This window comes from Pseudomonas sp. LBUM1648 (assembly GCF_059716145.1).
The window spans coordinates 1942645-1955729 of sequence record NZ_CP166808.1; the positions used below are offsets into that span (position 1 = coordinate 1942645).

The window sequence follows — 13085 nt, forward strand, 5'->3', positions numbered from 1 at the left end:
GGATCAATTAATCAAATTTTGTGATGACAAGGCTGCCTTGTCCGGAAGGTAGGATATTGAAACTTCCAAGTAAGTAGAAGATTTTATTCTTCTCAACATGTTTTCGCAGGGTAAGTGCGTCATTAGGATTGATTTGGTTTTTCAGTGCTTTTGAATAAACCCACTCTGTCGGATTTACCCTGTATGTTCTGCCTTCATGAAAAGGACTGAATAACATAAGGAATATATTGTCGACGCCTGCTCGTCTAAACATCAGTGCGTCCCTTTGTGTTTGGCGAAAAGATTCAAATATATTGTAACCTTGATGTTCCAGAGCCGCTTTGAACACGGCTCTCGGTGAACTGCCGTTTATTGCTCTTTTCCACTGCACTGGCATACGCTGCGAATCAAAGTCAATCCGGTAGAGCCCTTCAGCAGAAAAGGGTGGCATATACATGAAGCCTGTCGCGTCCTTTGGCAGCGGGGGCATGAGAGCCAATGGATCGATCAATTCCTGACGGTTGACGTTTTGAACGTCAAGATTCCTGGATCGGTCTGTCCAGTAGTTAAACGTATCAAACAAATCATTGAGGCCGTAACCATTCATCTCTTCAGAATGATTGGCTCGCTTGAACATAAGACGTGCGGTTTCGTTTGCCGAATGATCCGACATATAAGGAAATTTATCGGCAACATAGCGGGCGAACGGTTTTTTGAATGGATGACCGTCTACGACCCTCCAGTCAGGTTCTGTGGCGACTGCGTGATTTTGCTTTATCTTCACCGCGCCCCTGGGTTGTAACTCCGGCATGACACGTAGCATCTGTTCGAACGCGTCGAAACGTTCAGCGGCGAAACGTGGTGGTTTGATAAAGACTAGAGCGTCATCGGCATGTCCCGCCTGAGGGACTATCGGAAAGTATTTTCCTTCGATTTTGATAGCGTCACTGATGTGTGGTCTGGTGGTGTTTCCCCAGGCGCGCCAGTCGCCGCTACGCAGATCCGCAGCGTCTGATTCGCCATCCATTCTCGGTCGTTTACCTGGCACTGCCGTTGGTTCATCGGTTTCAGAAGCTGCCCGGCGATTATCCGGTGGCACCGTGTGCACGGTCTTGCGGCGCCAGAGCTGTGTTCCCGGTATTTGCTCAAGCACAGAGCCAGACGCCGTCCGTTCTCCAGCAAAGGTCTGTTGATAATGGCCGTCGGGGTTTTTACGAACCATGACGGTTCCCTCCGCCAGATCGACATAGCTTTTCTTGAACTTGTCATAACGCACGCCGTCGGTCGTGCTGTGTGCACTCGTCAACAGTGCTGCCAGATGCGGGGGGAGGAGGATCGATGCTTGTGACGGCGCGCCTGCCACTGCAGGTTGCGTACTGTTTCCCTGCTCTGACGTTCGCCCATACCAGTCTGCCTCGACACGCCAGCGAGCCTGCCCTTCGATTTTCCTCAATATCGGTGGCGTAACACCCGGTGCGTCGGGCCAGGGAATCTGGTAGTCACCGTTGCTGTTGAGTTCGGCACGGTAATAGCCTCCTTCTTCCAAGTGTGCATAGAACTCACCTCTTGGGCTGACGTAAAACCCGTCGATCGACGCGTGGGGCCGCAATAGATGATTCTGCAGGGCCGGCCATGAAATCTCTCTGAGGTTGGTATTGAGATCCGTCATGACCGGATCCGTGATACGGGTTACAACGACACGCGGTGCAATGTCGTCGTTACCCGCCAACGTGGGTGTGGAAGTGTCGGATACTCGCTCACCTGCGGATATGGGCGGATTGGAACTCTCAATGTTGACACGGTTGGCCACAGTTTGATCCTGTACAGGTCTGGATGTTTGGGATGTATCGCTGTAATGACTTCCCGTTATCGATTTGGGTGGTTTGGTCATTGACGTTGACCTCTGATGATCTGCTGTTTATCCAGGGCGTCGTTAATTGACGCTCTGGCGGTTTCCGTCTTTTGCGTTTATCAATCTCCACTCGGCAACAGTTAACCGGCGCAGCGTTATCGCTACGAGCCGTAGTGCTTCATGTAAATTGATAACCGCTGTTGTAATTGACGTTTGCTGTGGTTTTATATGGAAAGCAGGTCAGCCCTCTCTGACGATAAAGAGTGTTGTAAGTTGCTGAGTCTGTTTTTGAATGCCCCCCATCAGATAGACGACCTTTTGTTCATCGATATAGGTGGCCAAGTCCTTTTGTTGTTCGCCCATACGGATTTGCAAAGCAGACTCACTCAAATGTGAAGCGGGGAGAGCCTTGCGCTGTATCTGTTTGCCGATAACTTTCGGGAAGGTCAGTACAAAGACGCTGTTGATTTTTTCTCGATGAAACAACAACGTATTTTCGCCCAGATGAGGCGACGTTTCGTTGATGAGGTAACCGTTTTGCGTCAATACAGCGCTGAACAAACTCCGCAAGTCAGGTGTTGTCGGTAGCACGGCGTGGTCAATCCAGTGCTGAGCAAATTGTCCGGGATCGAAGTCCAGGCGTTGTAATCCCTCACCTAGCGATGAAGGCATGCTCAATGACAGGTCGTCTGCATTCGGCGGCGGGAGTTTGCGTAACATCGTGAGCGGGTCAGCCAATTCTCGTCGTTGAACCGGGTTGTTCTTCCTGTCGGCCCAGAATCTAAATGTCTGGTTCAATACCGCCAGGCCATGACCGTTGATAACTTCGGATCGGTTAGCCTGATTAAACATGGCTCGAGCAAGTGAACGTGTAGATTCAGTCGACAGATATTTGAAATGCGTCGAAATGTAATTTGTGAGGGGCATTTCGAACGGTACACGTTTGCTCAGGATACACCATTTTTTATCGACTTTAACCGCCCATTTTGGCTGTAACGCCGGGTCAGTTCCGAGCATGTGTTCGAAGGCGTCATATAAGCCAGGTGAAAATTGCGGGTGTTTCACATACACCAGTCGGGTGTCGGCGTTAATGTTCTGAATCACTACTGGGTAGTGAAGATTGTCTATTTCAATGTGCATCTCTAGCGGCGCTCTGGTCGTCTTGCCCCAAGTGCGCCATTGCTCGAAAGACGGATCAAGTGCAGCGTCGCTGGATGAAATCAAGCTCTGGGTAAGTGCTTGTGTATCGGTTGCACTGTCTGCATCGTCGCCCAAAAAGAGCCGTTTACTTGGACCCGGCGCGGGATTCGTTTCAGTTGCCGGCCGACGTCTGTCCAGACGCAATGTATCTTGAGTACCCGAAGCGTGCGGTGTTTTCAGGCGCCATTGTTTTGTTCCGGCAATCCGTTCAAGCAATGCACCGGAGGGGCGGCGCTCCCTGGCGAAGGTCTGCTGATAGTTGCCGTCAGCATTTTTACTCACCATGACAGTGCCGTCGGGTGTATCGACATAGGTTTTACGATGTTTGTCATAGCGGATTCCATCGCTGGAATCCGCCGCTTGAGAAAGCCGTGCCGCCAGATCCGGATCAAGGTATTTGGTTGCGTTCACTGTCATCGGTGATGGCACGGTCGGGACATGGGGTAGTACGTCTGACTGCGGTGTCAGCCAATCCGGTTTTTCCAGGCGCCAAAGCGGTTGGTCTTTTATTTTGCTCACGAACGGGCCTGGCGAGCCGGGGGCGAAGTCGAAGGGAATCTGATAGCGGCCATCGGCTTGGCGTTCCACCAGAAAATGGCCGTCGCTTTCGATATGGGCATAAATTCTGCCGTCCGAGCTGATGAACAGACCTCCGTCAGGATCCAGTGGCATCAACAAATGCGAGCGATCGGCGGGCCAGGTTATCGAGCGCAATACGTCATCGAGTGATAGCGGGCGGGTTGAAGGTATTTCACTGACGGTTACAGAAGGCTGATGTGTCAATTCGTCGGACGCCCCCTCGGGCGTGAGGTCGAGAGTTTGATCAACGCGCGCACGCATCGTATCGATACCCGCGATATCCGTGCGGTTGACGTCGGGCGAATTCACGGCCACAGGATCGGTCTTGGCGGGGGAATCAGGCAGAGGGGTGCCTGGTTTTTTTTTCGGAGGTTTAGCCATTCAGGACATTCTCGATCGTGTTGGTTTTCGGTTGCGCATCGGTCTCAGCCTTCTCTGACGATGAATAGATATGTCTGTTGCGCAGAGACTTTTTGAGTGCCGCCCACGAGATAGACGACCTTGCCGGGTTCGAGCATGTGCTTCCATTCGGATTTCTCGAGCGTGGCTCTAAGTGCCGGTGCATTCAGTTCCTCGCCCGGTTCCATCAGGCGCTGGACTGTGCCGTCCGGGGCGCTGGGGCGGAATCGCAACACGAATACAACGTCCAGATTGCTGCGCTTGAACAACAAGGCATCCTCGCTGAACAACCGACTGGTGCGATCGACCTCATAACCGTTGTGCTGCAGAATTTCGCTGAAGACACCGCGCAGGCTGGAACCGGGGGTATTCATGGCATCACGCCATCGCTGATCAAACATTTGCGTATCGAAGTCGATGCGCTCCAGAGCCGTGGCATGGGGCGAGGGCAGCAACAGTGTCTGGCTAAGCACGCCGGGTTGCAGGGGCAGAACCGGAAGCATCATCAGCGGGTCAGCGAGTTCGCGGCGGGGGGCCGTGGCAAGGGAGCGGTTTTCCCAGTGATAGAAGGTGTCAAACAGCACCCGCAACCCTTCACCGTTGATGACATCACTGTGGTTGGCCTCATTGAACGCTGCTCTGGCGAGGGTGCTCGAGGAGTGATCCGACAAGTACTTGAAGGATTTGGCAACAGACTGAGTCAGCGATCTGCCAAACGCGGGGAGTTCCACCACCGTCCATGTGTGATCATTTCTAACCGCCCATTTCGGCTGCAGTGATGGGTTGTGGTTAAGCATCCGCTCGAATGCGTCGTATCGACCCGGAGAAAAGAGCGGGTTTTCCAGGTACACCAAGGTCGTTTCGACCGACACGCGTTGCGGCACGATCACATAATGCTGACCGTCTATTTCTATGGAATCCTGCCATTCTGGCTTGAAGGTTTTCCCCCAGTTTCTCCAGTGTCCTGCGGGCCAGGCATGCGCGAGCGGTGTGGCATCAGGCAACGGCACGGTCAATGGCTGTGTGTGGCGTTGCTCGCTATCTTCAGTCAGGTGTGGGCGTTTGCTTGGGCCGGGCGTCGGTTCGTCGATGACAACAGCTGACCGTTCATGAGTTCTTCGTGACGTGCCAGGCGGCCGGTAAGGTTCCGGCGTTTTTACCCGCCACCGTTTTGTGCCCGGAGAAGGCTCGACAACTGCGCCAGGTGAAGACCGCTCGCGGGCAGAGGCTTGCCGATAATGACCGGCCGGATCCCTGCGCACCAGGAAGGTGGTTCCGTCCTCCATGTCGACATAGGTGGCGCCCCGTTTGTCGTAACGAAGCCCGTCCGCCGTGTTCTGGGCATTTGTCAGCCAGGCGACCTGTGCAATCGGCAAGGGTAGGGGGGGCTGCGGATCAGACGGTGATTCAACTGCCGGCGCACGATCAGCCTCTACCCCGTGACTCGGTCGGTTCGCTGTCTCGGGGCGCCAGAGAGGTTGCCCCTCGATCTGTTTCAGGAACGGACCCGACTCCCCCAGATTTTGCGGCCAGAACACCCGATAGCGCCCATCCGGCTGGCGTATGACTTGAAGGTAGCCTTCGCCTGCCACGTGAGCATAAGTGCCGCCCTCCGGGCTCTGGAAAAGGCCGCTGCCGGTTGTGCGCAACAGGTGGGTTTTATCGGCAGGCCAGGTAATCGCGCTCATATTGATCTCCAGTAATCTGGCGATCGAATCCGGCAATGTACTGACCGTTACCGTTGGCGACCGGTCCGTCCCGGTTTGCGCAACATCTCCTGAAACCTCTGGCGCGCGAACACTGCCAGGGATCGCGGGATCGGGAATCTGCGCTACAAGACGGTCGCCCGCAGATGGGTCCGATACGGCCCTTGTGGTGGTCGGTGAAGTATCGGATGAGGGGGTTACGAGAATTTTCTTTGGTGGCTTTGCCATCCTTGGCGCTCCTTTCGGTTAATGAGTCTGTGTTCGCGATTACCCTTCTCTAACCATGAAGAGCGTCGGTTCACCCGACTCCTTCAATTGCGTTCCTCCCATCAAATAAACGACCTCGTTTTGCGCAAGATGAATGTTCAATGCCTGTTGTGCAGCGGCACTCAGCCTCGCCTGGAATACCGTGCTGGAAATTTCGGAACCTGGTAGCGAGTTTCGGGGAATCGAATGCCCGGTAATACGCGGCAGTTTCAACACGAATACCGCAGGTATGCCTTCGCGGTGAAAGATCAATGCTCCCTCTTGCAGGGCGCGTGTTTTCGGGTTGACGCTGTACCCGTTGTCTTGCAGAACGGTAATAAACAACGAGCGCAAGTTGGCAGGCGTAGCGGCCGAAACGTATGCGTTCCATTTTGTGGAGAACGTTTGCGGATCAAAGTCGATACGTAAAAATGCTTCGGCGGAGGATGAGGGGAGTGTCAGGATGCCGCCGGAAAACAGTCTGTCGGGCTGTGTCGGCAACTTGGGCAGAAGCATCAACGGGTCCAGCAGGCTTCGCGCTGGCGGCGCATCGTTATTGACGCGATCAACCCAGTGTCGAAATGTCAGAACCATCATCGACAGTGCATGATTGGTTACCGCTCCGGACTGCGTGCTGTGATCAAACACGGCGCGTGCGATGGTGTTTGAGCAATGATTTGATAAGTATTTGAAGGCACCGGCAACGTATTGCGTCATTGGCATTTCAAAAGGGGGATGGCTTTCCAGGACGCTCCATTGGCCGTTGCGCTTGAGCGCCCACTTCGGTTGGCGTGAAGGCTCATTGCGCAGCATGTTTTCAAACGCGTCATAGCTCTCAGGTGCAAATCCCGGATGTTGCAAATAGACAAGACCGGTGTCGGGTTGACCGCCCCGGGATACGATCTGGTAGTGGGCGCCGTCTATTTCTACCGAATCGCCATTTTCGGGGCGGGTCGCTTTTGCCCAGTTTCTCCACTGGCCAGAGGATAGATCCAGTGCGACGGGCTGCCGGGAAAACAGTGTTTCCATGAGCGCGTCGGTGCTCGCGGTGTCACTGCTGGCCGACTCCTGGCGCGGCCGTTTGCTTGGGCCGGCAATCGCCTCAGTGGTTTCGACAGGTGAAGAATCAACGTCGGGCTGTGGACGTTTTACGCCCGTGTTGGTCGGCTCTTTTAAGCGCCAGAGTCGGGTTCCGGGGATCTGTTCGAGCAAGGCTCCCGTGGGGCTGGACTCACCGGGATGCGTGTGTCGAACACTGCCGTCCGTGGCCTTGCTGATCATCACGGTTCCGCCCTCCATATCAACATAGGGCGTACCGTGTTTGCCGTAGCGGATGCCTTCAGGTGAGTTTTCAGCACTTGTCAGCAGGGCAGCCATCTCCGCGAAAATGAATTCAGGTGGGCGCGGATCAGTGCTGCCGGACACATCGATATTGATCGCCTGATGTGTTGCCGAGTCTTGTGCGCCGTCCGCCGCGCGCGATTGGCGTGCAGGCGAAAGTTGTTGGGGATCCTGCATGCGGCTCACGATAACGCTTGGGCGCTGGCCAAGTGTCTCTGACAGAACTGCTGAGGTAGAGGACCCGGGTGTCGGATCACTGCTCCCGATGTCTGGGACGGAACGCCCCGTGTCACCGCGAGCGGTGCCAGAGGCGTCGGCCGTTGGCCTTGTTGTGGTTACCGAGGGATCGGCTGACGTTGTAGTGGATATTTTCTTGGGTGGTTTAGCCATTGAATTGCTCCGGTGAAGCGCGTTTCGCGCGGCGGGTTTCAAGAGGGCTTATGTTGTGCAAACGGGGGGGCTGGTGTGCGGTATATATATCTGGCTTTGCGGCCAAGTAATGCAAGGCGTTACGCTGATACCGAGGGGCGGGATTTGAAAACCCTCACCGGTGGATCGATGAGGGTTTGAGGAGTGTTAGCGCTTTCCAAGGATAAAAACTGCATTCGGAGCTGATGCGGTTTTCAACATTTCCCCGTGCCTCGGCAGTTGTCAGCGCGAGATGGCCGGTGGCAATGATCCATTTTTGTTCAATCAGATCAACGGCTGCCAAGTAAAGACATGGCGCCTGCACCACCAAACAACCCGGCACTGATCCGATTGAACCAGCTCTGGCCTTTGCCGCTGCGCAGATAGCGCGCTGCGCCATGGGCGCCAAGCCCGTAAGCCAGCTTGCACAGCAGATCCAATACCGTCCAGGTCGCTATCATGATCAGTAACTGCGGCAGGAACGGCTGTTCGGCGCTGAGGAACTGCGGCAGGAAAGCGGCGAAGAACAGGATATCTTTCGGATTGCTTGCGCCCAGCACAAATGCACGGCCGAACAGCGCACGAAAGCGTGGTACCGGAGCCGCCTGCGGTACTTCAGCGCCAGTGGATGGCTGACGCGATTGCTGCCAGCTCTGCCAGGCAAGGTAGAACAGGTACAGCGCGCCGACGATCTTCAGGGCGCTGAACAGTTTTTCCGAAGCCAGCAGCAGGGCACCCAGACCCAGCGCCGACGCACTGAGCAAGCAGATCGAGGCAATTACGCCGCCGAGAAATGCCGGGTACGAACGGCGCAAACCGTAATTCAGACTGTTGCTGATCATCAACAACGACAGTGGCCCGGGAATCAGGATCACCACCAATGCGGCGCCGCTGAACAGCAACCAGGTTTCCAGACTCATCACTTTCCTCCCTATTTTTGTTGGTATCACGAATGTGCAAAAGCCCCACCCGCGAGGGTGAGGCTGATTTGAAGCTGGAACCGCGTGACGCTTACAAGAAGATGAACTTGGCGATGAAGATCGCGCAGAGCACCCACAAACTGACGGAAATTTCTTTGTACTTGCCGGTACCGGCCTTCAGCGCCACGTAGGTGATAAAGCCCAGCGCGATGCCGTCGGCGACCGAGAAGGTCAGCGGCATCATGATCGCGGTGACGATCGCCGGAATGCTGTCGGTCGCTTCGTCCCATTCGATATGGGCCATGCCGCCCATCATCAGCATCGCAACGTAGATCAGCGCACCGGCGGTGGCGTAAGCGGGAATCATGCCGGCCAGTGGTGCGAAAAACATCGCCGCTATAAATAGCACACCTACGGTGACTGCGGTAAGACCAGTCCGACCACCAGCGGCCACGCCGGCAGCACTTTCTACATAACTTGTTACTGGAGGAACACCAACCACCGCACCGAATACGCTCGAAGCGCTGTCGGCTTTCATCGCGCGGGAGAGGTTTTCTATACGCCCGTCAGCGCCGACCAGATTGGCGCGCTGGGCCACGCCCATCAAGGTGCCGGCGGTGTCGAACATGTGCACGAAGAGGAAGGCGAGCACCACACTGATCATGCTGATGTTGAACACACCCGCGACGTTCATGGCCATCCAGGTCGGTGCCAGGCTCGGCGGGGCGGACATGATGCCCTCGTAGTGCACTAGGCCCAGACCCCAACCGGCCAGGGTCACGGTGATGATGCTGATGAGGATCGCGCCGAATACGCGGTGGTAGCTGAGGATCGCGATCATCAGGAAGCAGATGGCGGCGAGGAGCGGGCCGGGTTCACGCAGAGAACCGAGTTTGATCAAAGTAGCTGGGCTGTCGACGACGATGCCGGCGGTTTTCAGGCCGATCAGACCGAGGAACAGGCCGACACCCGCACCCATCGCATAACGCAGGCTGACGGGAATGCTGTTGAGCAGCCATTCGCGAATCCGCGAAAAGGTCAGGATCATGAACAGCACACCGGACACGAACACCGCACCGAGGGCGGTTTCCCAGTTGTAGCCCATGGTACCGACCACGGTGTAAGTGAAGAACGCGTTCAGGCCCATGCCCGGTGCCAGACCCACCGGCCAGTTGGCGTACAGGCCCATCAACAGACAGCCCAGCGCAGCGGCGATACAGGTGGCGACGAAGGCTGCACCGTGATCGATCCCGGCATCGGCCATGATGTTCGGGTTGACGAAGATGATGTAGGCCATGGTGATGAAGGTTGTCAGACCGGCAATCAGCTCGGTCTTCACCGTGGTGCCATGCAAGCTGAGTTTAAACAGGCGCTCAAGCAAGCCAGTGCGTAACGGCGGCGAGAGATCCAGCGTCGATGCTTCGGATTTGCGGCTTTCCACAGCGAGTACTCCTCAAGAGTTTTATTGTTATTTCCAGGGCCGGACCCATGAGGGGTGGCAGCGGCCCTTTGAGGCATACGCGAATTTGTTGACCATGCGGTCAGGAACTCGCGCGCTGTGGATTATGCTTTTGTGTACAAATAAAGCAAATATTGTTTTTGATTTTGTTTACGAAAGGTCCGTCGATAGGGATATATCGGTCATTCGACAGCAGCCTGAGTGTTCCCCAGCGCCAGGTTCACCGCCAGCCACCCATTCACCGCCGCTTCCCCGGCCTCGGCAAACACCCGCTCCAGCAACTTCACCTGCTCACGCCGCAATGCCTGTTCAAACTTCGCCCCTTCCGGCGTCAACTCCAGCAACCGCTTACGCTTATCTGCCTGCGACGCCACGCTCTCAACCAGATGCATCTCCTGCAACTGCCGCAACGGCATGTTCAACGCCTGCTTGCTCACACCGAGCAACGCAAGCAATTCCTTCACGCTCAAGTTCGGATAACGGGCGATGAAAAACACAATCCGCTGATGCACCCGCGACAGGCCGCGGCGTTCGAGCATCTCGTCAGCCTTGGCGGTGAAGGCCTGATAGCCGAAGAAAAACGCTTCCATGGCCTGTTGCTGACTGTTGGGGTTTTTAAGGTCAAGCATGTTGACGTACTCGCTCAGACTGGCGTAATTTCAGTCAACAAGTTTGACTCATTTTTCACATGCCTTGCTACCGGTGACTTCCATGGCTTTTTCCGAACGTGTTTCGCGCCTTAAAAGTTCTTTGATCCGTGAAATCCTCGCCGCGGCCCAGCGTCCGGAAGTGATGTCGTTCGCTGGCGGCTTGCCCGCCGAAGCCATGCTGCCGAAAGTCGAATGGGCCGATATGCCGCTGTCCCTCGGGCAGTACGGCATGAGCGAGGGTGAACCGGCATTGCGCGAAGCGCTGGCCGCGGAGGCGAGGGCGTTGGGATTGGCCTGTGAAGCGAGTCAGGTTCTAGTGGTCAGCGGCTCCCAGCAGACACTCGATCTGGCGGCCAAGTTGTACATCGACCAGGGCACCGAAATCCTGCTGGAAGCGCCAACCTATCTCGCGGCGTTGCAGATCTTCCAGCTGTTCGGCGCCGACTGCCTCACCGTGCCGCAAGAGTCCGATGGCCCGAACCTGGCGCAACTGCGCAGTCGCCTGGAACAGCATCGTCCGGCGTTCATCTATCTGATCCCAACGTTCCAGAACCCATCCGCCGTGCGCTACAGCGAATCCAAGCGTGCCGCCGTCGCTGCATTGCTCGACGAATTCGGCGTCACACTGATTGAAGACGAGCCGTATCGCGAACTGACTTTCGACGGCGGTAGCGCCAAACCGATTGCCGGACGTTTGAAGAAGTCCAGCTGGATCTACACCGGTACCGTGTCGAAAACCTTGCTGCCCGGTTTGCGTGTCGGTTATCTGATCGCCAGCCCGGATCTGTTCCCGCACCTGCTCAAGCTCAAACAATCGGCGGATCTGCACACCAATCGCATTGGCCAGTGGCAGGCATTGCAGTGGATCGGCAGCGAGAAATATCAGCAGCATTTGAGCGAATTGCGCGGTTTCTATCGTCAGCGGCGCGATGGTTTTCAATCGGCGCTGGAAACGCATTTCGCTGATTTGGCTGATTGGAATGTGCCGCAGGGTGGGCTGTTTTTCTGGCTGACGTTGAAGCAGCCGCTGGACACGCGAACGTTGCTTAACGAGGCGCTGGCCAATGATGTGGCGTTCATGCCGGGCGAGCCGTTCTTTCCCGACCCCGATAGAAACCTCGGGCATTTGCGTTTGAATTTCAGCCACATCGACCCGGCGCGGCTGGATGAAGGGCTCAAGCGATTGGCGGCGGTGGTGCGCAAGGCGCAAATCGAGAAAGCTGCCTGAAAAACCAATAAACCGGCTCAAGGGCCGGTTTATTGTTGTCTGGGTTTTGCGCTGACCGGGCGGGCCTCATCGTTAGCAGGCCCACAACAAATGCATCAGACCGCAGCGAAACGCTTATCCAGATAATCAATGATCACCTTGGATTCATACAGCCAGGTCGTCTGCCCATTCTCTTCAATGCGCAGGCAAGGCACCTTGATCCGGCCGCCCTGTTCCAGCAGCGTCTGACGATCCTGCTCATTGTTCTTCGCATCCTTCAGCGCCACCGGCACATTCAAACGACGCAAGGTCCGGCGGGTTTTCACACAGAACGGGCAGGCGTGGAACTGATACAGGGTCAGGTCCTTCGCAGAGGCGTCCACCTGAGCCTGGGCAGCGGCGGGGCGTTTTTTCTTGCCCGGACGGGTGAGGAAATCGATGAAGATAATCAGTTGGCCGAGGCCGACACGAAGCGCTTTGACGAACACGTTACAAGCCTCACAGGGACATTGAAGAAGGCGCGCAGCTTACCCGATTTTTCACGGGCGAAAAAAACCGGCGATCAACGCCGGTTTTTTTGTGTGACGAGTTACTTGATCAGGCTGAGAAATTCGCTGCGGGTCGCTGCGTTTTCCCGGAACTCACCGAGCATCACCGAAGTGATCATCGACGAATTCTGCTTCTCGACACCGCGCATCATCATGCACATGTGCTTGGCCTCGATCACTACGGCCACGCCCAGCGCGCCGGTGACTTGCTGCACCGCGTCGGCGATCTGACGACTCAGGTTTTCCTGAATCTGCAGGCGGCGCGCGTACATATCGACGATGCGCGCGACCTTCGACAGGCCCAGCACTTTGCCGCTCGGGATGTAAGCGACATGCGCCTTGCCGATAAACGGCAGCAGGTGGTGTTCGCACAGCGAGTACAACTCGATGTCCTTGACCAGCACCATTTCGCTGTTGTCGGAGCTGAACAGGGCACCGTTGGTGACCTCTTCGAGCGTCTGTTCATAACCGCGGCAGAGGTACTGCATGGCTTTGGCGGCACGCTTTGGCGTGTCGAGCAGGCCCTCGCGGGAGACGTCCTCGCCCAATTGGCCGAGAATCGCGGTGTAGTTCTGTTCCAGTGTCACAGGG

10 protein-coding genes are annotated in these 13085 nt (G+C 56.0%); 1 reads left to right on the forward strand and 9 read right to left on the reverse strand.

The features are described from left to right. Nucleotides 1–7 precede the first annotated feature (7 nt). From ACA043_RS08920 to ACA043_RS08950, 7 genes are all read right to left on the reverse strand, one after another. Entirely contained in the window at nucleotides 8–1789 is a 1782-nt protein-coding gene (locus ACA043_RS08920) for a hypothetical protein (protein WP_401269702.1), read from the reverse strand. A 282-nt stretch (nucleotides 1790–2071) separates the two neighbouring features. Next, on the reverse strand, nucleotides 2072–3991 hold the full coding sequence (locus ACA043_RS08925; protein ID WP_497658991.1) for a hypothetical protein: 1920 nt from the start codon (nucleotides 3989–3991) through the stop codon (nucleotides 2072–2074). Between the two features lie 44 nt (nucleotides 3992–4035). Next, the gene (locus ACA043_RS08930; protein WP_497658992.1) at nucleotides 4036–5943 is read right to left on the reverse strand and encodes a hypothetical protein; all 1908 of its coding nucleotides are present in this window, start codon (nucleotides 5941–5943) and stop codon (nucleotides 4036–4038) included. Nucleotides 5944–5982: 39 nt separating this feature from the next. Next, a complete protein-coding gene (locus tag ACA043_RS08935) occupies nucleotides 5983–7488 on the reverse strand; it encodes a hypothetical protein (protein WP_497658993.1) in 1506 nt (501 codons plus the stop codon). 512 nt (nucleotides 7489–8000) lie between these two features. Then, complete coding sequence (locus ACA043_RS08940) at nucleotides 8001–8630, reverse strand: LysE family translocator (protein ID WP_401269711.1); 630 nt, start codon at nucleotides 8628–8630, stop codon at nucleotides 8001–8003. 91 nt (nucleotides 8631–8721) lie between these two features. Further along, entirely contained in the window at nucleotides 8722–10071 is a 1350-nt protein-coding gene (locus ACA043_RS08945) for an NCS2 family permease (RefSeq protein WP_401269712.1), read from the reverse strand. A gap of 200 nt (nucleotides 10072–10271) precedes the next feature. Then, on the reverse strand, nucleotides 10272–10718 hold the full coding sequence (locus ACA043_RS08950) for a MarR family winged helix-turn-helix transcriptional regulator (RefSeq protein WP_187680076.1): 447 nt from the start codon (nucleotides 10716–10718) through the stop codon (nucleotides 10272–10274). A gap of 82 nt (nucleotides 10719–10800) precedes the next feature. On the opposite strand from ACA043_RS08950, the gene ACA043_RS08955 reads away from it, so the two are divergent. Continuing rightward, nucleotides 10801–11967 (forward strand): aminotransferase-like domain-containing protein, encoded by a 1167-nt coding sequence (locus ACA043_RS08955; protein WP_401269714.1) that lies wholly within the window; start codon nucleotides 10801–10803, stop codon nucleotides 11965–11967. Between the two features lie 95 nt (nucleotides 11968–12062). On the opposite strand, the gene ACA043_RS08960 is transcribed toward ACA043_RS08955, so the two are convergent. Both ACA043_RS08960 and folE read right to left on the reverse strand, forming a co-directional pair. Next, nucleotides 12063–12434 carry a glutathione S-transferase N-terminal domain-containing protein gene (locus ACA043_RS08960; protein WP_401269716.1) on the reverse strand — a complete coding sequence of 124 codons (372 nt, stop codon included), beginning with the start codon at nucleotides 12432–12434 and terminating at the stop codon, nucleotides 12063–12065. A gap of 101 nt (nucleotides 12435–12535) precedes the next feature. Beyond that, on the reverse strand, nucleotides 12536–13081 hold the full coding sequence (gene folE, locus ACA043_RS08965; RefSeq protein ID WP_010456659.1) for a GTP cyclohydrolase I FolE: 546 nt from the start codon (nucleotides 13079–13081) through the stop codon (nucleotides 12536–12538). Between the last annotated feature and the right edge of the window lie 4 nt (nucleotides 13082–13085).